The sequence below is a fragment of the Gemmatimonas sp. genome, from assembly GCF_046594945.1.
In the GTDB taxonomy this organism is placed as follows: domain Bacteria; phylum Gemmatimonadota; class Gemmatimonadetes; order Gemmatimonadales; family Gemmatimonadaceae; genus Gemmatimonas.
This window is the reverse complement of record NZ_JBKJRB010000128.1, coordinates 67,695-88,914: the sequence shown is the minus strand read 5'-3', so window position 1 is coordinate 88,914 and position 21,220 is coordinate 67,695. Positions and strand designations below refer to the sequence as shown.

22 protein-coding genes are annotated in these 21,220 nt (G+C 64.7%); 16 read left to right on the top strand and 6 right to left on the bottom strand.

The genetic code is table 11. The features are described from left to right. From ACLL97_RS15960 to ACLL97_RS15950, 3 genes are all read right to left on the bottom strand, one after another. The coding region (locus ACLL97_RS15960; protein WP_411281471.1) for an AfsR/SARP family transcriptional regulator at nucleotides 1–888 on the bottom strand (888 nt) is incomplete at its 3' end. Nucleotides 889–1,130: 242 nt separating this feature from the next. Beyond that, on the bottom strand, nucleotides 1,131–2,114 hold the full coding sequence (locus tag ACLL97_RS15955; RefSeq protein WP_411281470.1) for an AAA family ATPase: 984 nt from the start codon (nucleotides 2,112–2,114) through the stop codon (nucleotides 1,131–1,133). A gap of 132 nt (nucleotides 2,115–2,246) precedes the next feature. Next, complete coding sequence (locus ACLL97_RS15950) at nucleotides 2,247–2,696, bottom strand: BsuPI-related putative proteinase inhibitor (RefSeq protein ID WP_411281469.1); 450 nt, start codon at nucleotides 2,694–2,696, stop codon at nucleotides 2,247–2,249. Nucleotides 2,697–2,965: 269 nt separating this feature from the next. On the opposite strand from ACLL97_RS15950, the gene ACLL97_RS15945 reads away from it, so the two are divergent. The 12 genes from ACLL97_RS15945 (at nucleotide 2,966) to ACLL97_RS15890 (ending at nucleotide 13,643) form a co-directional block, all read left to right on the top strand. Further along, a complete protein-coding gene (locus tag ACLL97_RS15945; protein WP_411281468.1) occupies nucleotides 2,966–3,244 on the top strand; it encodes an AtpZ/AtpI family protein in 279 nt (92 codons plus the stop codon). Nucleotides 3,245–3,282: 38 nt separating this feature from the next. Further along, complete coding sequence (locus ACLL97_RS15940) at nucleotides 3,283–3,627, top strand: hypothetical protein (protein ID WP_411281467.1); 345 nt, start codon at nucleotides 3,283–3,285, stop codon at nucleotides 3,625–3,627. A gap of 22 nt (nucleotides 3,628–3,649) precedes the next feature. Continuing rightward, a complete protein-coding gene (gene atpB, locus ACLL97_RS15935; protein ID WP_411281466.1) occupies nucleotides 3,650–4,588 on the top strand; it encodes a F0F1 ATP synthase subunit A in 939 nt (312 codons plus the stop codon). Between the two features lie 171 nt (nucleotides 4,589–4,759). Further along, complete coding sequence (gene atpE, locus ACLL97_RS15930; RefSeq protein ID WP_411281465.1) at nucleotides 4,760–5,029, top strand: ATP synthase F0 subunit C; 270 nt, start codon at nucleotides 4,760–4,762, stop codon at nucleotides 5,027–5,029. Between the two features lie 66 nt (nucleotides 5,030–5,095). Beyond that, nucleotides 5,096–5,698, top strand: coding sequence for a F0F1 ATP synthase subunit B (gene atpF, locus ACLL97_RS15925; protein WP_411281464.1), 603 nt, complete (start codon nucleotides 5,096–5,098; stop codon nucleotides 5,696–5,698). Further along, nucleotides 5,698–6,255 carry a F0F1 ATP synthase subunit delta gene (locus tag ACLL97_RS15920; RefSeq protein WP_411281463.1) on the top strand — a complete coding sequence of 186 codons (558 nt, stop codon included), beginning with the start codon at nucleotides 5,698–5,700 and terminating at the stop codon, nucleotides 6,253–6,255. The genes atpF and ACLL97_RS15920 overlap by 1 nt, the downstream gene beginning before the upstream one ends. A 115-nt stretch (nucleotides 6,256–6,370) precedes the next feature. After that, nucleotides 6,371–8,458, top strand: a complete 2,088-nt coding sequence (locus ACLL97_RS15915; protein WP_411281462.1) for a M1 family metallopeptidase — start codon at nucleotides 6,371–6,373, stop codon at nucleotides 8,456–8,458. A 47-nt stretch (nucleotides 8,459–8,505) separates the two neighbouring features. Beyond that, nucleotides 8,506–8,883: a cupin domain-containing protein gene (locus tag ACLL97_RS15910; protein ID WP_171223812.1), complete on the top strand. Its 378-nt coding sequence runs from the start codon at nucleotides 8,506–8,508 to the stop codon at nucleotides 8,881–8,883. 149 nt (nucleotides 8,884–9,032) lie between these two features. After that, on the top strand, nucleotides 9,033–10,022 hold the full coding sequence (locus tag ACLL97_RS15905) for a sugar phosphate nucleotidyltransferase (protein WP_411281461.1): 990 nt from the start codon (nucleotides 9,033–9,035) through the stop codon (nucleotides 10,020–10,022). Then, the gene (locus ACLL97_RS15900) at nucleotides 10,019–11,431 is read left to right on the top strand and encodes a Gfo/Idh/MocA family protein (RefSeq protein WP_411281460.1); all 1,413 of its coding nucleotides are present in this window, start codon (nucleotides 10,019–10,021) and stop codon (nucleotides 11,429–11,431) included. The genes ACLL97_RS15905 and ACLL97_RS15900 overlap by 4 nt, the downstream gene beginning before the upstream one ends. Further along, nucleotides 11,428–12,237: a nucleotidyltransferase family protein gene (locus tag ACLL97_RS15895; protein WP_411281459.1), complete on the top strand. Its 810-nt coding sequence runs from the start codon at nucleotides 11,428–11,430 to the stop codon at nucleotides 12,235–12,237. Before ACLL97_RS15900 ends, ACLL97_RS15895 begins: the two co-directional genes overlap by 4 nt. A 2-nt stretch (nucleotides 12,238–12,239) precedes the next feature. After that, a complete protein-coding gene (locus tag ACLL97_RS15890; RefSeq protein ID WP_411281472.1) occupies nucleotides 12,240–13,643 on the top strand; it encodes a galactokinase family protein in 1,404 nt (467 codons plus the stop codon). Between the two features lie 22 nt (nucleotides 13,644–13,665). Here the strand turns inward: ACLL97_RS15890 and ACLL97_RS15885 are convergent, their stop codons facing one another. Next, nucleotides 13,666–14,880 (bottom strand): M20/M25/M40 family metallo-hydrolase, encoded by a 1,215-nt coding sequence (locus tag ACLL97_RS15885; RefSeq protein ID WP_411281458.1) that lies wholly within the window; start codon nucleotides 14,878–14,880, stop codon nucleotides 13,666–13,668. A gap of 3 nt (nucleotides 14,881–14,883) precedes the next feature. Here ACLL97_RS15885 and ACLL97_RS15880 point away from each other — a divergent pair, with 3 nt between their 5' ends. Next, nucleotides 14,884–16,152, top strand: a complete 1,269-nt coding sequence (locus ACLL97_RS15880) for an MFS transporter (protein ID WP_411281457.1) — start codon at nucleotides 14,884–14,886, stop codon at nucleotides 16,150–16,152. 3 nt (nucleotides 16,153–16,155) lie between these two features. Here ACLL97_RS15880 and ACLL97_RS15875 read toward each other — a convergent pair whose 3' ends face one another. Beyond that, nucleotides 16,156–16,365, bottom strand: coding sequence for a YbdD/YjiX family protein (locus ACLL97_RS15875; protein ID WP_411281456.1), 210 nt, complete (start codon nucleotides 16,363–16,365; stop codon nucleotides 16,156–16,158). 154 nt (nucleotides 16,366–16,519) lie between these two features. Here ACLL97_RS15875 and ACLL97_RS15870 point away from each other — a divergent pair, with 154 nt between their 5' ends. Continuing rightward, on the top strand, nucleotides 16,520–17,035 hold the full coding sequence (locus ACLL97_RS15870) for a hypothetical protein (protein WP_411281455.1): 516 nt from the start codon (nucleotides 16,520–16,522) through the stop codon (nucleotides 17,033–17,035). Nucleotides 17,036–17,094: 59 nt separating this feature from the next. Here the strand turns inward: ACLL97_RS15870 and ACLL97_RS15865 are convergent, their stop codons facing one another. Continuing rightward, the gene (locus tag ACLL97_RS15865; RefSeq protein ID WP_411281454.1) at nucleotides 17,095–19,185 is read right to left on the bottom strand and encodes a carbon starvation CstA family protein; all 2,091 of its coding nucleotides are present in this window, start codon (nucleotides 19,183–19,185) and stop codon (nucleotides 17,095–17,097) included. Nucleotides 19,186–19,349: 164 nt separating this feature from the next. On the opposite strand from ACLL97_RS15865, the gene ACLL97_RS15860 reads away from it, so the two are divergent. Together ACLL97_RS15860 and ACLL97_RS15855 are read left to right on the top strand one after the other, a co-directional pair. Next, nucleotides 19,350–20,363, top strand: a complete 1,014-nt coding sequence (locus ACLL97_RS15860; protein ID WP_411281453.1) for an isocitrate/isopropylmalate dehydrogenase family protein — start codon at nucleotides 19,350–19,352, stop codon at nucleotides 20,361–20,363. Continuing rightward, a complete protein-coding gene (locus ACLL97_RS15855) occupies nucleotides 20,356–21,216 on the top strand; it encodes a metallophosphoesterase family protein (RefSeq protein WP_411281452.1) in 861 nt (286 codons plus the stop codon). Before ACLL97_RS15860 ends, ACLL97_RS15855 begins: the two co-directional genes overlap by 8 nt. Nucleotides 21,217–21,220 lie beyond the last annotated feature (4 nt).

The window sequence follows — 21,220 nt, the reverse complement described above, 5'->3', positions numbered from 1 at the left end:
CATCACTGCGCTCCCGTCGTGCCACCGCGCCCGACGCATTGCCATCGTCAGATTCGCCAACTCGCTCGTCCGCCCGACGAAGTGCCGCTCGGTCGGCACGAACGACGGACGCTTCTTCGATGGCGGCTCGGTGAACCGCTTCCGCAACAGCGTCGCCGGCAGCCGGATGTCGCCGGCCAACGGCCCGATCTCCTCGAGATACCGATCGATGATCGCGACCGCTTCCGCTTTCGACCCCGCCAACATCGTGCACTCGGCGATAGTCAGGGTGGCCTCCTCGTGCAGTGGATCGAATTGCAGCAGCCAGCGCGCCAACGCGTCCGCACCCGACCAGTCGGCACGCTCGCGGCGTGTGCGCAGCAGTTCCACGAGCACGCGTCGCACGGCAGCGTGCACGCTCGCGCGCTGGGCATCAATCCACTCCTGAAACTCGGGCCAGGGTGCCACAAAGCCCGGCAAGAATACACCGAATGGTTCGTTGCCACGCACCACATCGCGGTCGAACAGCATTGTCGACTGCGACAGCGCAAACGTTGTCACGACTTGTCGTGGATCGAGGCAGACGCTATCGCCCATCAGCGACACGTTGATCCCCATCGACCGCGCCTTGTACAGCGCCTGCCGCAGGTTCCCACGCTGCCGCGCGATCGACTGCCCAGGCCAGAGCATCGACAGCAAGCCGTCGCGCGCGTGGCGCAAGTCCGGGCTGTAGGCGACCCGCACCAGCAACGCAAACAGCGTCCCCGTGCTCGGAACGACGCGAGCGCCGCCAAGCACCACACGCCCAGCGCCAAGCGTCTGGAACACCAATGGTAAATCGCCGATCTCTGCGACCCGCACGAGATCCGGCAGTGTAAGCTCCGCACGAGCCGCGGATTCGAATCGCATGCGCGCCATTGGCACACCCCCCCACAAGGGAACAGGTTGGGCGATCGTCGTTATCGCCCGAGACGACATAACACTGAACTCGCCCCGTCAGCGATGCGTCAGCGGGCGTCAATGTCGCCCAGGGGTTAGCCGGCCCGACAGCAGAGAACTCCTCCTAGACAGAACGATACACGACGGGCGGTTGCTCCAGGAAGCAACCGCCCGTGCAGTGTCATTCGTCCTGTCCCTCCCGAACCTCTTGCTCAGGGGAAGTCGATCAAAGACTCCGTTGGAATTCCGTCGGCCTCGGCCTGGAAGTTCACCACCAGTCGGTGACGCAACACCGCTCTGGCCACGCTCCGCACGTCGTCCAGATCCGGCATCGCCCGACCGTCCATCGCCGCCCGCGCCTTCGCCCCCAGCACGAGGTACTGCGACGCACGGGGGCCGGCCCCCCAACTCACGTACTTCTTGACCTTCGCACTCGCGTTCGGATCGTCCGGACGCGTGCTGCGCGCCAGCTTCACAGCGTACTGCACGAGACTCGGCGGCGCCGGTAGCCGACGCACAAGTCGCTGCAGCCGAAGCAGCTCTTCGCCGCCGACCACCGCGCGCACCTCACCCTGCAACGCGCCCGTCGTCGACATCACAATCTGCTCTTCCTCTTCACGTGACGGATATCCGACCGTGAGTTCGAACATGAAGCGGTCGAGCTGCGCTTCCGGCAACGGATACGTGCCTTCCTGTTCGATCGGATTCTGCGTCGCGAGCACGAAGAACGGTTTGGGCAATTCGTACGTGCGTCCCGCAACCGTGACGGTGCGTTCTTGCATAGCCTGCAGTAACGCAGCCTGCGTCTTGGGCGGCGCTCGATTGATTTCGTCGGCAAGCACCATGTTGGCGAACACCGGACCCTCCGCAAAACGAAACGCCCGCTTGCCGGTGCCGGGCTCTTCCTCCATCAGCTCCGTACCGGTAATGTCACTCGGCATCAGATCCGGTGTGAATTGCACGCGCGAGAACGTGAGATCGAGCGCCTGCGCCACGGTCTGCACCAACAGCGTCTTCGCCAGCCCAGGCACACCCACCAGCACCACATGTCCACCGGCGAGCAGTGCGGTCACGAGATCGTCGACCACCTGCGTCTGGCCGACAATGCGCTTTCCAATTTGCGTGGCGAGCTCCCGGCGCGCCTCCGCGAGACGGTCGAGCAGGGCGAGATCATTCTCGACAGGCGGTGTAGTCACGAGAGCGGAGTGAAGTGCGAAATGGACGAGCCTGAAAACAGTTACGGACGCCCGCGGGCGTCCGTTGCAGTATCCAGAGAATGTAATGCGCGGATCGGAGCGCGCGAGCAATGCGAGGGACCGCTGGGGTGCTCAGCGGAGCGCGAAGTCGACGCGCTGCTGCACGGGATAGTTCTCGCTGCGTAATGACGCCACAAGGGTATAGCGTCCGGGCGACGGCGGTGACCACCGCTCGTCGTACACCACCGAGTCGTGCGCGTCGAGCAGGCGGTTCTGCATCGATTGCGTGAAGAGACGGCCGGCACTCCAGCGCCACACCTCGCGACCCGCGTCGTTTAACACGACGAAGTCATGCGTGCGGCCATCAGGAAAGTTCAGCTCGACCCGTCTGCGGGAATCGTTGGCAACCTCAATCGCGAATCGTACGACGCCGCGAGCCGTGTCCACCATGACGTGAGACGTCACGCCCGTCTCGACCCCTACCTTCGGACGCGCCCCGGCGACCGGACTCGGCGTTCGCGGTCCGCACGCAAACATGAGCACGGCAGCTGCCAGCAGTGGAACGATGATGCGGGAAAGCATCAGGGAGTGGGTCGGATGGTCGGGTCGCTGATGCCGATGCCAATCGTAAGCACCGACATATGCTTGGACGACGCAGGGTCACATTTCGATACTCCGCCACGTTATCAACGACAGCTGTTGCTGTCAAGCATCAGGTGACAGGCTAAGTGACGATGCTGCTTCACATTTGCTCTTTTCACCTGGCCCGCATTCGCGTGTCGGTCTCTGTTCGGGTTCGGTCATTTTGATAGCTTGCGAAAAATTTCACAAGCGTCTAGCTTCACCGCCGAATGGTAGATGAACCGCGGAACCCGAATCCCGGCTCGACGCCGCCAGGAGAGCCGTCTCCGTGGGCGCTCGCCAGCCTTGGGATGCAGTTTTTTGCGTCCATCGTGTTGTTTGTGTACGCCGGCAATTGGCTCGATCGCCGGTTCGACACTTCGCCCCTCTTTTTGTTGGGGGGGCTGTTCGTAGGCGGGGGAGGAACCTTCTACGCAAGTTATCGGCGTCTCACGAAGCCGGTCACTTCGCGGTCCACCCACGACACTGATTCGTTGCCGAAGCCATGACGACCGATCGTGTTGCGCCCACTCGAATGCTTCGCGCCGTGCTCGGCTTCACCGCCGCGCAAGTCACGCTGGTGCTGGTGACGGCGTTCGTCATGCAGCGGTTTGTTTGGACCGATCCCGCATCGGTCGGTGCGGTGCGCGCCAGTGCATGGCTTGCCGTCATCGTGCAGACCTTCACCTTCGCGATTGCGATGCTCGTGGCGCGAACGCAAGTGATGGCGGGCTGGGGTCTGGGCGTGCTGCTGCGGTTTGCTACGGTGGCGTTCTGGGCCTTCCTGGGAGCCAAGGCGTTGGGGTTGCCGTCTACCCCCGCGCTGGTGTCGCTGGTCGTTTTCTACTTCGTCTCGACGGTGATCGAGCCGATCTTCCTGAACGCTCACTAAAGCCTGAATTCGGATGCAGTCGATGCTCCGCTCGTTGTCCTGTGCCGTGCTCCTCGCGCTCGCGCCCGTCGCGCTCAGCGCGCAGGGGCAGACCGAACACGCGCCGGCCGCGCCCGCGGCGGGTCCCGTGGACTTTATCACGCCGCACATTACCGACGGCTCACACCTCGAGATCCCGTGGCCGAACAGCCACCTCGCGAAGGAAATCGCACTTCCGAAGATTCCGCCGGTGCATATCGGCAGCCTCGAAGTCGATCTCTCGCCCACCAAGCATGTCGTGTTCATGCTGCTGGCGGCGGTGATCGTGGCGGTCGTGTTGATCAGCGCCGCCTCGGCCTCTCGCCGACAGCATGAGACGGAAGGGCGCACAAAAGGGTTCGCCGGCGCGATGGAAGCGATGGCGCTCTATCTTCGCAACGAAGTCGTGCTACCGAACGTCGGACACCACGGTGAAGGGTTTGTGCCGTTCGCCCTTACGCTCTTCTTCTTTATTCTCACGTGCAATCTGTTCGGGATGATCCCATACGGCGCAACGGCCACCGGTAACATTGCCGTGACCGCGACGCTGGCAATCATCACCGCCATCGTGGTGGAAGTCGCGGGTATTCGCGCCAACGGTCTCGGCTACCTGAGCACGATTTTTTATTGGAACAAGGACCTGCCGATCGTGATGCGTGTGTTGATGTTCTTTGTCATGTCGCCGGTCGAAATGGTGGGCAAGATCTCGAAGCCCTTCGCACTCACGATCCGATTGTTTGCGAACATGACCGCTGGCCACATCCTGCTCCTCGCAATTCTCGGCCTCATCTTCTCGTTCCAGTCGTGGGCGTTGGCCGGGGTGCCCGTGCTGATGGCGACGGCGATCAGCATGCTCGAACTGTTCGTAAGCTTCCTGCAGGCCTTCATTTTCACGCTGCTCGCTTGCGTGTTCATCGGGCAGATCCGCGAAGCCCACCACTAGGAGCTTGTCACTCTCACGGCGGTTCCTCCCACTGCCCACGAGAGACGTAGCCGATCGAGCGATCGGTGATTCCCGTTGGGCTTCGGCCCGCTGACGGGACGCGCGGTACCTGGTACCGACGTCGGGAGTGCGTTTTCAACGACTATTTTTCGGAGCGTTACGATGGAAATCATGGGTCTCCTCCAGGCCGTTGCGCCGGTTGTTCAGGATCCGAAGGGCCTCGCCATGATCGGCGCCGGCATCGCTGCTGGTGGTGCTGCGATCGGCGCCGGCATGGGCATCGGCCGCATTGGTGGTTCGGCAGTTGAAGGCATGGCGCGTCAGCCGGAAGCCGCGGGTCGCATTCAGACCGCCGCGCTCATTTTGGCCGCGCTCATCGAAGGCGCCGCGCTGTTCGGCGTCGTGATCGGCTACCTGATTCAGGGCAAGATCACGTTCTAACGTGTTCGCGTGCGGGGCATCCATCCGGGCGCCCCGCCGCACTCTCTTCTTCTCGTGGATCCCTCCATGTTCGCTCTTTCCGCTCGCCGTATCGGCGCGCTTGCTGCCGCTCTCGCCGTCACCGCGTCTCCGGCTTTTGCCTCGGAAGCCGCCGAGGGTGGCCCGCCGAGTCTGCTTGATCCGAATGTCGGCGTCATGTTCTGGACGCTGATCATCTTTGCCGTCCTTTTCGCTGTCCTCGCGAAGTATGCCTTCAAGCCCATTTTCGCCGCTGTCGAGGCGCGTGAAAAGGCCCTTGAAGACGCGATCGAGGGTGCCAAGCGCGATCGCGCTACCGCCGAGTCGCTGCTCGCGCAGCAGAAGGCTCATCTCGAGACCGCCCGGACCGAAGCGCAGCAGATCATCGCTGACAGCCGCGCCACGGCCGAGAGGATGCGCACTGATCTGCTCGCGGTAACGAAGACGCAGCAGGAAGAGATGATCGAGCAGGCCCGCCGCGCCATCGAGGGTGAAAAGGCGGCCGCCATCGCTGCGCTGCGGACTGAAGCGATCGACCTTGCCATCGCCGGCGCCTCGCGCGTGATCGAGCAGAATCTCGATTCGGCTGGCAATCGCCAGATCGTCGAGAGTTTTCTCGCTTCGCTCGACGGCGTGCAGGGTACGCGCTGATGCCGGCTGGCGTGCAGGGCGAATCGGTCGCTCGTAATTACGCCGAGGCGCTGCTGATCCTCGCGCGGAAAGCCGAGGACACGACGGGGTGGGGCACGATGTTGCGTCAGATCGCGAACGCGATCGAAACGGACGTCACCCTCTTTCGCTTCCTCGAGTCGCCGCGCATCGCGGCCGAGCAGAAGGCGGCGGTGCTGACCAAGGCGCTCGGTGACCGTGTGCCGCGCCTGTTCCTCCGCTTCCTGCAGCAGCTGGTGAAGAACCGTCGGCAGATGCTGATCCCGACCGTAGCCAACGAGTACGACACGTTGCTCGACGCCTCAGCCGGCATCGTGCATGCGCGGGTGACCGTGGCACGTGAAACAGGTGACGACGAACGCGATGAGATCGGCAGACGGTTGTCTGCTATCGTCGGTAAGACCGTTGTGCCGCACCTCGCGGTCGACCCGAGTATTCTCGGCGGCGTCGTGGTGCGCATCGGCGACACCGTGATGGACGGTTCGCTACGCCGCAAGCTCGGCCTACTGCGTCGTCGACTCGGTACGTCGCGTACCTAATTCCGCGCTGCTAGTTTCGTGAGGGACCGGGGGAGTGCACTGCAGTGTACTCCCCCGGTTCATATCTCGTCGCGCGTCCTGCGTGTTTCGTCGTACTCAGCCTTCTTCCGTTCCGATGCGCTTCGCACCAGTACGTAACGGCGGCATCGCCGCGCTCATGCTGGCCACCGCGCTTCAGCTCTCGCCCCGGGTCGCCACGGCGCAGCAGGGAGGCCTCCCGAATCAGCCGGTGCTGGCGCCGCGCGTCCCTCTGCGCCCGGCGACGACGCCGCCTGGTGGCGACACGATTGGCTATTGGCAGCAACGGGCCGACTACCAGATGGTGGCGACGCTCGACGAGAAACTCGGTGTGCTCACGGCCACCGGTACCCTACGCTACGTGAACCGCAGCCCCGATGTGCTGCGCGACTTGTGGGTACATCAACATCTCAATGCGTTCCGCCCTGGATCGAAATGGTCTGCCGCCGACGAGCGCGAAGGACGACTGCGCTTTCAGGAGCTGCGTGATCCCGACTACGCGTACGAACGCTTTACGACGCCGCCGCGCGTGAACGGCCAACCGGTAGCGGTGGAATATCCCCTGGCACCTGATAGTTCGGTGGTGCGACTCGCGCTGCCGACCCCGTTGGCGTCTGGTGATTCGATCAGCGTGGACTTTTCGTGGACCGCGCGGCCGAGCACCGTGCCGCGACGTCAGGGGCGCCGAGGGCGCAGCTTCGACTTCTCTCAATGGTATCCGAAGGTCGCTGTGTACGATCGCGACGGGTGGAAGCCGAACGCGCTGGTCCCCGCGGGGGAGTTTTACGGAGAGTTTGGTGCGTTCGACGTCACGCTGGTGGTACCGACCGATCAGACCGTGGGCGCCACCGGCGTGCCGGTGAGCGGCGATCCCGGGTATGCGCGTGTGATGGCCCTTGGCAGTGAGCGGCCCCGATTGGCCGCGCAGGCGTATCGCGACGTGCCGCCGTCGCCGTCGGTGCGCGTGCCGACGGGCTACAAGGCTGTTCGGTTCATCGCCCGCAACGTGCATCACTTCGCCTGGAGCACGTCGCCGGGATATCGCTACGAAGGCACGTCGTACGTGCGCGCGCCGTCGCAGCTGTACCGCTTTCCCATCTGGGACACCGTCTCAGTGCACGTGCTGTATCGGGCCGACGCCGCCGACGATTGTGGGCGGACGTCGCTGAACGAAGCGGCCGAGAAAGCGTGTATCGACCGCTCGCTCACGCAGTGGCAGGGCGGCAAGGCACTGGCCCAGACGCGCACGGCATTGCGCTGGCTGGAAGCGCTATACGGCGATTATCCGTTCCCGCAGATTACAGTGGTCAAGCGGATCGATGTGGGTGGAACCGAGTTTCCGATGCTGCTCATGAACGGGGAAGCTTCGGTGGGCCTCACGGTGCATGAACTCGGGCACGTGTACAGCTACGGCATTCTGGCCAACAACGAGTGGCAGAATGGCTGGATGGATGAGGGGTTGTCGTCGTACCAAGAGCTGCTGCAGGCCGGCGACGCTCGGGTGCTGCTGGCCGCCCGCCTCGAGCTGGCGGGCGAGCGTAATCCCGCGCAGCCCAGCGACCAAGCGCTTCGTCGACTGCGCGCACGGCTCGACTCGATGTCCGACCAGCAGGCGGCCACGGTGCGCGAAGGCACGGCGGAGCCAATCGGCACCCGGGCGGATCTTTTTCGCAGCTTCGCCGTGTACAACGCGTCGGTGTACGATCGCGGCCAGGCGATGTATCAGGCGCTTCACGACGTGCTGGGTGAAGAGACCTTCCAACGATTTCTGCGCGAATATTACGCGATGTGGCAGTTCCGCCATGTGGACCGGTGGGCCATGCAGTCGGTCGCGGAACGGATCAGCGAACAAAAGTTGGGCTGGTTCTTCGACCAGTGGGTGCATCAGGCCGGGATCATCGATTACGCCCTGCGGGCGCCGGTCGTCCGTAGGGAGCAAGTCGGCGGGCGGTCTCAGTGGGTCGTCACGGCTCAGCTGACGCGGGTCGGTCGGTATCGGCATCCGATGCCGGTGGCTGTCCGGACGGTCGGTGGGTGGACGGTGCGGCGTGCCGATCCGCTCAAGGACACGCAGATGATGCAATTCCGGCTGAATGAGGCCCCTGAGGTGCTTTGGCTTGATCCGTACGGAAGTACCGAGAGTCCGACGGCCCGGTTTTACCGACTAGTTCTGCCGTCGCGCTGAGGTCAGCGGGAGGGCGATATGATTCGTCTACGATTCTGGAGCGTTGCATGAGTGGTCGCGTCGAAGTGCGGCATGTGCCGAAGCCTTGGGGACACGAGACGATCTGGGCCCACACCGATCGGTACGTGGGCAAGATCCTGCACATCACGGCCGGGCAAGCACTGTCCGTGCAGTACCACGAGCGGAAGGACGAAACCGTCTATCTGCTGCAAGGTGAAATGAAGTACTGGGTGCAGCTTCCGGGTGAAACCGAGCTGCAAGACCAGCGCCTCACCACCGGTCAGTCGTTCCGCATCACGCCCGGCACGATTCACTACATGGAAGCCATTACCGATTGCGATGTGCTGGAAGCCAGCACGCCCGAGCTCGATGACGTTGTCCGGATCAAAGACCGGTACGGCCGCGAGGGGACCAGCGCTCCCTGATGCGCTCGCCGTTCGTCGGCGGCCGCTTCTCGCGGGAACCGCAGTATTTCGTACGGCGTCGCCCCTCCCCGAGGACGGCGCCGTTCTGCATCTTGCGTCGATCTGCAGCAGCGCCCGACTCACCCCAGCCACTCGGGACTGAATCCGACATGAAGGTCATTATCCCCCTCGCCGGGAAAGGCACGCGCCTTCGACCGCACACGCACGTCACGCCGAAGCCGATGCTGAAGGTCGCCGGCCGCCCAGTCATGAGCTACGTCATGGATGACGTGCTCAAACTCGGCAATGTGGAGCAGGTGGTCTACATCACCGGCCACTTGAAGGACAAAGTCGAAGCCTACGCGCGCCAAACGTACGACATCCCGAGCGTCTTCATCGAGCAGGCGGTGCAGGACGGCACGGCGGGCGCGGTCGCACTGGCGAAGCCGTATGTCGATCAGCCCGTGCTTATCATCTTTGTCGATACGATCTTCGACGCCGACCTGACCATTCTCAAGGACAGCGACGACGACGGCATCATCTGGACCAAAGAAGTCGAAGACTACCAGCGCTTCGGCGTCGTCGTGACCGACGACCACGGCCACATGACGAAGATCGTGGAGAAGCCGAAAGAGCCGATCTCGAAGCGCGCGAACATCGGGCTGTACTACATCAAGAACTGGAAGCTGTTGTACGAAGGCATCGCACACGTGCTCACCACCACGCCGAACAAGGGCGAGTGGTACCTCACCGACGCCTTCCAGTACATGATCGACCACGGGGCCAAGATCAAAGTCGTCGATGTGGCCGGTTGGTACGACGCCGGCCAGCTGGAGACGCTGCTTGACACCAATCGCACCATGCTCGTCAAGGGACGCGCCCGTCGTCCCGAGATGCTTGGTGAGGGCGCCACCATCGTCGAGCCGGTGTACATCGAAGACGGTTGTACCATCGAGCACGCCACGGTGGGGCCGAACGTGTCCCTTGGCGCGGGCAGCACGGTGCGTCACTCGTCGGTGGCGAATGCGGTCATCGGTGAGCAGACGCTGGTCGAGCACGCACAGCTGACCAATGCGTTCCTCGGCGACCGAGTGGTCGTCAGGGGTGTGAAAGGCAGCGTGAACCTGGGGGATGACTGCGACGTCCGGATGGACACGTGAACGACGACTCGAGCGGAGCCAACGGCGGCGTCTCCCGCCGTGACCTGTTGAGTGGGGCGGCGGCTGCCTTGGCCGCCGCCGCCGTGACAGGAACACCAGCGCGATTGCTCGCGAGTACCGACGCTTGGCGGGTCGACCTCACGCCGCCGCGGCTGGCCGGAAACGGCAGCATGCTCGGTGTCCCGTTCGACAAGCACGCCACGGTCCGCATTGCCATCGTTGGTACCGGATTGCGTGGTAGTTCGGTCCTCGGCGAACTGCTCGCCATTGAAGGCGTGGAGATCACGGCGCTCGCCGACATCGTGCCGGAAAAAGCCCAGCGCGCGGCCGACCGCGTGGTCACAGCGGGACGGAAGGCTCCGGCGCTGTACACCAGTGGCGAACGCGATTACGAACGCTTGGTGCAGCGCGATGATATCGACTTTGTGTACACCGCCACGCCGTGGCCGTGGCACACGCCGGTCGTGCTGGCCGCGATGCGGGCGGGGAAGCACGCCGGCAGCGAAGTGCCCATCGCCCTCTCGGTCGATCAGTGCTGGGAGCTGGTGGATACGTCGGAGAAGACGAAGCGACATTGCCTGCTCATGGAGAACTGCTGTTACGGCAACAGCGAGCTCACGGTTCTGCGTATGGTGCGTGAAGGTGTGTTCGGCACGTTGCTGCACGCGGAAGCCGCCTATCTGCACGACCTTCGCGAGATCCTGTTCGAGAACAAGGACGAAGGACTCTGGCGTCGCTTCCCACACACCGAACGCGACACCAACTTCTATCCCACGCACGGTCTCGGTCCGGTCGCGCAGTACCTCGGCATTCACCGCGGCGACAAGTTCGAATACGTCGTGTCCATGTCGTCGCCGGAGGCGGGACTCTCCGAGTGGCGCGAGAAGTCGGAGCCGACGGACAGTCCGAAGTGGAAAGAACGCTACAAGGCCGGCGACATGAACACCTCACTCATCAAGACGGCGAAGGGACGCACGATCTTGTTGCAGCACGATGTCGTGAATCCACGCCCATACTCGCGACTAAACAACCTGCAGGGGTCGAAGGCGATCTTCAATGATTACCCTGCCCGTGTCTACATAGACGGTGCGCTCGGCGGTGAGAAGTGGACGCCGCTGGCCGAGTTCAAGGGCAAGTACGAGCATCCGTTGTGGACCGCCGTGGGTGACATGGCGCGCAAAAACGGTGGCCATGGCGGCATGGACTTCATCATGGCGTATCGGCTCGTGCAGTGCATGCGAGAGGGCCTTGCCCCGGATTTCGACGTGTATGACGCTGCAGCGTGGAGCGTGCCGTACGCGTTGTGCGAACAGTCGATCAAGAAGGGCAGTGCGCCCGTCAAGTTCCCCGACTTCACCCGTGGTGCGTGGCAGACGTCCACCGCGCCGCAGGGACCCAGCACGACATGATTCGCTCGGCCGTCATTATGGCCGGAGGCCTCGGTAGCCGTATGCGGCGCACGGACGCCGCGGCAACACTCGAGGCCTCGCAGCTGGTGGCCGCCGACGCTGGGATAAAGGGGATGATTCCGATCAAGCGTCCTTTTCTCGAATACGTGATCTCGGCGCTCGCGGATGCGGGCATTGTCGACGTGCTGCTGGTGATTGGACCCGGTCATGATGGTGTGCGGCAGTATTTCACGGAGGAGGCGCCGCCGCGTCGCGTGCGCATTCGCTTTGCCGTGCAGCCGGAACCGATCGGCACGGCGAATGCAGTGATGGTGGCGGCCGAGGCGCTCGGTTGCGATCCATTTCTTGTGCTGAACGCCGACAACTATTACCCGGCGCGTGCGTTTCGAGCGTTGGCCGCCGCCGACAGCGCTGGTGTCGTGGCGTTCGATCGCGACGCGCTCGTACAGGACGGCTCTATCGACGCCGAGCGTGTGCGCGCGTTCGCCGTCCTTGATGTCGGCGACGACGGCCTGCTCCGAGGGATCGTCGAAAAGCCCGGAGCGACGTTCGACCTCGCGGGCGAGTCGGCGAGATGGGTCGGCATGAACCTGTGGGCAGTGACGCCGGCTGTCGTCGACGCGTGCCGTCGCGTGCCGATTTCGTCGCGCGGGGAGTACGAATTGCCGGAAGCGGTGGGGCTCGCACTGCGAGAAGGTGTACCCGTTCGCGCGATTCGCCTGAGCGCGTCGGTCCTCGATCTCTCACGCCGCTCGGATATCGCTGGCGTCGTGGAACGGCTCTCGTCGGTCGAGCCGCATCCGTGACGATGGATGCGTTCCCGCCGCTCAGCGAGCTGTTCGTTCGTCGCCGCTTCGACCGTGCCGGGTTTTCGCCGCTGGTCGCGAACGCCTACCGTTCGCTGCTGCGGGACGCGCATCAGGCGCTGGACGACGCCGATGTGCCGTCGGACCATCGTCGTGTCTGGATCTTGCCAGGGCGCATTGAAGTGCTCGGGAAGCATGTGGACTATGCTGGTGGACGATCGCTGCTGTGCACGGTGGAGCGCGGCATTGTGCTGGTAGCCAGGTGCCGCGGTGATCGCGTCGCGGTGCTACGCGACGCCCGACGACGGGAATCGATGTCGATTGCGTTCGACGCGCCGGTCCGGAGCGCGCTCCCGTGGGCCGTGTATCCGCGCACGGTGCTGCGGCGCCTCATCGCGAATTTTGGCAGCGCGGTGCGTGGGGCCGATATCGCGCTGGCCAGTAATCTGCCGCCGGCCGCCGGCGTGTCGAGTTCAAGTGCGCTGACCGTGGGCCTCACGCTGGCCTTCGCTGCACTTTCGGAGCTGCATGAGCTGCCGGCGTGGCGCGCGACGATCCGCGATCGGGTGGCGCTGGCGGGGTACATCGGCGCCCTCGAGAACGGCGCCGACTTCGGCGAGCTCGCTGGCGAACGTGGTGTGGGCACGATGGGCGGCGCACAGGATCAGACGGCAATTTTATGCAGCGGGCCTGAGCGGCTGGAGATGTTTCGCTGGGCACCGGTGACGTACGAGCGAGCGGTGCCTTGGCCGTCGAACTATGCGTTCGTGATCGGCGTCAGCGGTGTCGTGGCGGCAAAAACCGGTGCGGCCAAGGAGCGGTACAACCGCGCCGCGCGTACCGCGTACCGTTTGGTCGACGCCTGGAATCGCCATGGCGGCGCGCTCGCGGTCACGCCGGCGCGCACGCTGCGTGAGGCGTTCGAGGCCGCGTCCAGTGGACCTGTCACGCACGTGCCGTCGGTGCTCGCCGATGCAGCGCGGGCGAGCGCCGACGCGGAGTTCACCGGCAATCATCTCGTCGCTCGACTCGAGCAGTTTTTCGACGAAACGTTCCTAATTGTCCCGCATGCGGCCGATGCGTTGGCGCATGGCAACGTGAATCAGTTCGGGTCGCTGATCGATCGGTCGCAAGGCGGTGCCGAACGGGCGCTCGAAAATCAGATCGCGGAGACGGTGCATCTGGCACGATACGCGCGCGACCTCGGCGCGCACGCCGCCAGTGCCTTCGGCGCCGGATTTGGGGGAAGTGTGTGGGCGATGGTGCACGCGATCGACGCCGAGCGGTTCGCCTCTCGATGGCGCGACCGGTATCTACGTACGCATGGCTCGGCGTCGCATCGCTCCCTGTTCTTTACGACGCAACCGAGTGCGCCCGCGTTTGAAGTCGTGGACGACGACACGTGAAGCGCGCAGTCGCGTGAGGGAGCTAACGTGAGAGCGTCTCGGCGGTGCCCAACGCGGCGATCAGTCGGATGGCGCGCTCGAGTCCGATCTCACTGTCGGCGTCATCGTACCACTCGTTGGCGGTGTGTGCGGCGCTGCCGGTACCACCGGCACCGATGGCGATGGCCGGGATGCCGCGAGCAAGCGGGACGTTGGCGTCGGTCGACGCCGAGGCCGACTGCGGTACACGGCCCACCGCGCGCGTTGCCGAGGCGGCGGCCAACACGAGGGGATGCCGGTCGTCGATCTGGCCAGACGGCCGGTTTCCAAGCACGGTGATGGCGTAGTGCAGCGCCCTCGCCGGCTCGCGCGCGGATTCATCGAGCACCACGCGCTTCACGATGCGCTCCAATGCGTCGCTCAGCGTGCGCAGCCGCGCCGGATCCAACGAGCGCATGTCGACGCCGATCCAGGCCTGCGTCGGCACACCGGTGATAAGTTCGCCACCGTGCATGCGAGTCACGGCGACTGTGCTAAAGGGGCGCGAGGTGTCGGCAAGGCGGGCGATCGCCGCAATGCAGGCGCCGGCGGCATGTACGGGGTTGGGCGTGGACGCATTGGCCCAACTGTGTCCGCCCACGCCCGTGAATGCGATACGCCATCGACGCGAGCCGACGGCGTGGTGCACGATCGTGCAGTCGCCCGGACCGTCGATCGCCACGGCCGCGACCGGCGTGAGACCGCGCGCGGAGGCGTCGTCAAACCATTGGGTCGCGCCGCGCAGATTCCCTTCGCCTTCTTCGCCCACCGTGAGCACCAGTTCGATCGGTCGTTGCAGTCGGGCGCGCACCTCAGGATGCTGCAGCACGCGCGCCAGCACGGACATAGCCGCCAGACCGCGTCCATTGTCTCCGATACCGGGGCAGTGCACGCGCGTGCCCTCGTGTCGGACGGTCAGCGGCTGATCGGCGTCGAACACGGTATCGAGATGCGCGAGGCAGACGAGCGGTCGACCCTCGGCGGCGGCGGGCGACGTGGGTCGTATCCGCGTGATCACGTTTCCCGCGCGATCCTGTTCGACCGCGTGGCCACAGTCATGCCAATCCTGTTGCAGCATCGCCGCGCGTTCGCTTTCGTTCCCCGTCGGGGCCGCAGTCCGCGCAATCGAAATCTGTTGCTCGAGCACCCAGGCGCGCCGTTCGCGCCAGGTGGTCAACAATGGTGTCAGCCAGCTCTTTCCGGAGTTCGTCGTGGTCATCGCATGAGCCCCATCCCGCCGGACGGCAACGCACAGCCGCGCGCGAACGCATCAGCGGTACGCTGGATGCCGACTCGTAACGTGCTGGCGCTCGCCGCCGTGAGTTTTCTCACCGACGCGTCGAGCGAAATCATCGCGCCGCTCCTGCCGCTATTTCTGGTGGGCACGTTGGGCGCAACGGTAAGCATGGTGGGGGTGATCGAGGGGAGTGCCGAGGCGGTGGCGTCGCTGCTCAAGTTGGCCAGTGGATGGTGGTCGGATCGCGTCTCCCGGCGCAAGCCGTTGATCGTGGCCGGCTACACGATCGCGTCGCTGGTGCGCCCGTTGGTGGCGATCGCGCAGAGTGCGTCGCAGGTACTGGCCATCCGTTTGGTCGACCGGGTGGGCAAGGGAATCCGCGGCGCCCCGCGTGACGCCTTATTGGCCGCGTCGACGCCGGTCGAGTTCCGCGGACGGGCGTTCGGGTTTCACCGTGCGGCCGACCACGCCGGTGCGGTGGTCGGTCCGCTGATTGCGCTGGCGTGTTTGCAATGGCTCGGGATGCCGGTCCGCCACGTGTTCTGGGTAGCCGCAATCCCGGGGGCGATGGCCGTGCTGGTGGCGATCGCGTTCGTCCGTGAGGACTACGACGGACGGGCTCCCGCGCGAGCCGTCTCCGCACCACTCGCACCACTCGCGGCGGTTGCACCAGTCGTGCCGGGACCCGGAACCGCGCCGGCACTCCCGCGGTCATTCTGGCGCGCGATGGTTCCCATTCTCGTATTCACGCTCGGCAATTCCACCGACGCCTTCCTGCTGCTGCGGGCGTCCCAGCTCGGTGTACCGACAGCGTTGATCCCGTTGGTGTGGGTGCTGCTGCACCTCGTGAAGAGTGCCTCGAGCACGCCGGCGGGCGCGTGGTCCGACCGCGTGGGTCGCCGACCATTGATCGTGGCCGGCTGGGGGCTCTACGCGGTCGTCTACGCCGGTTTCTCACTGGCGACCGACCCATGGCATGCCTGGGCGCTCTTCGGCGTGTATGGCGTCGTGTTTGGCCTCACGGAAGGCACGGAAAAGGCGCTGGTGGCCGATCTCGTGCCGGCACCACGTCGTGGTACCGCATTCGGCTGGTATCAGGCCACGGTCGGTGTGGCCGCACTGCCGGCGAGCATCGCGTTCGGCGTCGTCTGGGACGCCTACGGATCGCCAGCCGCGTTTGGGATGGGGGCGGCGCTTGCCGTCGTGGCCGCCATCATCATGTCCCTCGTCGTTCTTGCCCCGCCCGACGCCTGACGCTCAGCAGCACCGCGAGCCCGGTTGCCGGTATCGGTCAATCAAGCGCTGCTTCTCAAACGCCCGGGCATCAAGCGGCGTGCAGCCGGGGTGCTTACGCTGCATGTGCGCCAGATACGTCTCATAATCGGGCGCGCCGATAATCCGATGCACGGTCGCGATCCAACGACGCATGGTGACTTTCCATGGCGTAGAGTGCCCAGTCTGTGGCATGGCGTGACGGTTGGATGCGCCGCTGTGACGCGAGGGTGACCTCGGCCATGCTGGCTCGTAGGGTGGGTGAGCGCCCGACGTCGGGTCGGTCGGCGCGCGGCCTGTCCGTAAGTTCGCTCGTGACCCGCCTTTTTGCGAGAGCTACCACCCGCCCATGTCCCTGCCGACGTCGATGACGACGAGTCGTCTCCTGATGCTGTCGCTGCTCACGGTCTCGGGCGCGGTGGTATCGGCAACGGCAGCCAATGTGTACGCCGCGGGGGATGCGGCCCGTCGGCTTCCCCCCGGTGCGCGAGTGATGGGACGCATCGATCCGCTCACACCGGCGCTGCTGGTTGAGGCCGCCGACACGACACAGTCGGCGGCTGCACGGGTGAAGCTGCTCGACGCGCTCGCCAATGGAGCTTGCCTCAGTGTCCGCGAGATGTTGTTCGGCGCAACCGCCAACCGGCACGCCGCTCTTGATCGCGTGATCAACGTCATGTCGGCGATCCCGGATGCGCCGGCGCTCCGTCAGCAGTTCCATCAGCGACTCGACGCCTTCAGCGCCGGACCACCACGCTCGAACGTCACCTCCCGCGCGGTGGGCGTCTCGGACGTCGCCCTGCTTCGCTGGCTCTTACCCGGCACGATCGAAGCACGCATCGACTATTGTCGCACGGTGCGTTGACGCAGCAAGGGGCGACGGCATTTGCCGTCGCCCCTTGCTGCGTACTGGTCGGCCGCGGCTTACGCGTCGACGAGTTGCGTGCGCACGTACGGCGTCTCGCTCGATACCGGTGCCTTGCTGCCGTTCATCACCTTCACCCACTCGATGATCGAGGCGGTCAGAATCACGACCACGGACACGAGGAAGAATCCGGCCACCGCCGCATCGAGGCGATCGTTGAAGATCATCCGTTGCGCCGACGCTAGCGTCTTGATGTTCGCCGGGAGCGTACCCGCCGCAATCTGGCCTTCGACCAAACGCGCATGCGACAGGAAGCCGAGCTTGGGATCGCTCGAGAAGATTTTCAGCAAGCCGGCCGTCGCCGTCACGATCACCAGCCACACCAGCGGGATGATGGTGACAAAGGCGTACTTGGCCTTGCCCATCTTCACGATCACCGTTGTGCCGACACACAATGCCACGGTGGCCAAGAGTTGATTCGAGATACCGAACAGCGGCCACAGCGAGTTGATACCACCCAGGGGATCCGTGACGCCCTGATACAAGAAGTAGCCCCACATCGACACGAACAGCCCGGAGCAGAACACCACGGCCGGATACCAGGACACGCGACCGAGTGGCTTGTACACGTTGCCGAGGAGATCCTGCAGCATGAAGCGGCCCACGCGCGTGCCAGCGTCGAGCGTGGTCAAAATGAAAAGCGCTTCGAACATGATGGCGAAGTGGTACCAGAGCGACATCGCCGCTTCACCACCCAGCGCGCGTGAGAACAGGTGCGCCATGCCGACCGCGAGGCTGGGCGCGCCACCGGTGCGCGAGAGCAACGAGTTCTCGCCGACCTGTCGCGCCAACAGTTCGAGATCAGCCGCCGAGATGGTCTTGAACAGCGCCCAGCCGTTGATCGTGTCAGCCGCACTCATCGCGGTCGTTCCGATTACCGCCGCCGGCGAATTGATCGCGAAGTAAATACCGGGCGTGAGCACGCAGGCGGCGATCAGCGCCATCGTGGCCACCAACGACTCGGTGAGCATCGAACCGTACCCAATCAGACGCGCATCAGGCTCACGACGCAGCAACTTTGGCGTCGTGCCCGATGAGATCAGGGCATGGAAACCGGAGATGGCACCACAGGCGATGGTCACGAACACGAACGGGAACAGCTTTCCGGCGAACACCGGTCCGGTGCCGTCAATGAACTTCGTGACTGGCGGCATCTCCATGTCCGGGAGCACCACAAGGATTCCGACGCCAAGCGCCAACACCACACCAATCTTCACAAATGCCGACAGGTAGTCACGCGGCGCCAGCAGCATCCATACCGGGAGCACCGAGGCGAAGAAGCCGTACACCATGATCGAGAGTGAGAGCGTCACGCCGCTGAGCGTGAACACCGGTGCCCAGGTGGCCGACTCCGAAACCCACTTGCCTGCGTACAGCGAGAGGAACAGCAGCACCAGGCCGCCGGCCGTCGCCTCGAGCACGCGCCCCGGACGGATCCAACGCAGATACACGCCCATCAGCATGGCGATCGGAATCGACAGTCCGATGGTGACGGTGCCCCACGGGCTATCGCGCAGCGCGTTCACCACCACCAGCGCCAGGACCGAGATCAGGATGATCATGATGCCGAGAATGGAGACGAGCGCCGTGGCACCGGCCACCGTACCGATCTCTTCCTTCGCCATCTGGCCCAACGACTTCCCGTCGCGGCGAACCGAGGCGCACAGGATCACGAAGTCCTGAACCGCCCCACCGAGCACCACGCCAACCAGAATCCAGAGGGCGCCAGGGAGAAAGCCGAACTGGGCCGCCAGCGTGGGGCCAACCAGCGGTCCTGGGCCGGCGATGGCGGCAAAATGGTGGCCGAACACGATCCACTTGTTGGTCGGCACATAATCACGACCGTCGTCGAGTCGCTCCGCCGGCGTTGCCCGGGTGGCGTCGAGGCCGAAGATGTCCGCCGCGATGAACCGACTGTAGAACCGGTAGGCGATGAGGTAGGTGCAGACGGCCGCGGTGAGCAACCACGCGGCGCTGATCGTCTCACCCTTGTTCAGGGCGATAGTGGCGAGGGCACCAGCGCCGAGCACGGCGGTGGCGATCCACGGGACCTGTTTGAGCAGGCCGGAGGTAGGGGAGGGGGAGGACATGGCATACGGTGTACGCTCTCGTACATGCCGCTGTCAATGAAGGAGGGTGCAAAATCCGGGAAAGTGGGGCAGGGCGTACTCACCGTTGGACGTGCCGTCGTCCGATTTGTGGCATTCCAGCACGCGACTTCACCTCCCGCGCGCGCCAGACGATCTTATTCCACATGGCCACTCCAGTAACGCTTATCCCCGGCGACGGCATCGGACCGTCCATTGCCGACGCCACCGTTCGTATACTGGCCGCCGCTGGCGCCGATGTCGAGTGGGACCGTCAGGTCGCTGGCATGGCCGGTGTGGCGCGCTGGAACGATCCGATTCCCGACGCCACCCTCGACTCGATCAAGCGCACGCGCGTCGCCCTTAAGGGTCCGCTGGAGACCCCGGTCGGCGAAGGCTTCCGCTCCATCAACGTCGCCCTCCGGAAGACGTTCGACCTGTACGCCAACGTCCGTCCCGCGCACACGATTGTGCCGGGTCGCTTCGACAACGTCGACATCGTGCTGGTGCGCGAAAACACCGAAGGGCTGTACATCGGTGTCGAGCACTACGTGAAGATTGGCGATGATCCGAAAGCGGCCGCCGAATCGGTGGCGATCATTACGCGGCACGGGTCGGAGCGAATCGTGCGTTACGCGTTCGACTACGCGATCGCGCACAACCGCCAGAAGGTCACCCTCGTCCACAAGGCGAATATCCTCAAGTTTTCGCAGGGGCTGTTCCTCGATGTCGGACGCCTGATCGCCCGTGAGTACGAGGGGCGCGTGCACTTTGAAGAGCGTATCATCGACGCGATGGCGATGCACCTCGTGATGCGCCCAGAGCAGTTCGACGTGGTCGTCACCACCAACCTTTTCGGCGATATTCTCTCCGATGAGATCTCGGGGCTGGTGGGCGGCCTCGGACTCGCGCCGGGTGCTAACTTCGGCACCAACACCGCGATCTTCGAAGCGGTGCACGGGACGGCGCCTGATATCGCCGGCCGGAACATCGCGAACCCGGGCGCACTCGTGCTGGCGGCGTGCATGATGCTCGATCACATTGGCGATCGTGGTCGGGCTGAGCATATCCGGCACGCCTTTGAAGGCACCATTCGCGATGGGGCCGTACTCACGCGCGATCTCGGCGGCACATCGACCACCGACGAGTTTACCGACGCGGTCATCGCGCGCCTTGGCTGAACCTGCCAAGGGTGCGACGGCGGGTGCGGTGCCCGTGCGCGTCCTGCATGTCTCCGATATCCACTGCGGCCACCCGTTCGTGGCCGCCCACGTGGCGGCCGCGCTCGCGATGGCGGCCGCGTCGCGTTTCAACGCGATCGTGATCTCGGGCGACTTCGCGCAGCGCGCTCGCATTCATGAGTTTGAGCGCGCCCGCGAGATTCTCGCGCGTTTCCGCGCCATCGCTCCGACCATCGAGGTGCCGGGCAATCACGACACGGCCTGGTGGAGCGCACCGTTCGGTTGGGGTAATGCCGATCGGCTGCACGAGCGATATAGGCAGTATATCAATCCGGTGCTCGAGCCGGTCGTGCGGGTGCCGGGTGTTTCCATGGTCGGACTGAACTCGGCGGCCGGCATGTTACCGCAGGCGGTCACCTCGTATCCCCGCGATTGGCGCGTGAAGGGCGGACTGACGATCGCCCAATTCGGGTGGGCAGCACGTGAACTCGCGGCCAGTCCGGTCGGAGATCTGCGCCTGCTCGTGATGCACCACAACGTCGTGCGCGGACATCTCTCGCAGCGCTGGGGACTCAAGCAGCCGGACGTGGCGCTCGACCGCATTGCCGCCATGTCGGTCGATGTGGTGTGCACGGGACACGATCACGAGGAGCGGACCGACGTCGTGCAGCGCACTACCGGGCGATTTATCGTCAGCGGGGCCAACACGCTGTCGAACCGCATGCGGAAGCGTCGTCCCTCGGCGTTGAATGTGATCGAGGCGACGGCCACCCACGTGACCGTACGCGCCTGGGCGTACCACGACGGTGCGTTCGTGCCGGGGCCGATGTCCACCACACTCGACCGCGGCTAGGACC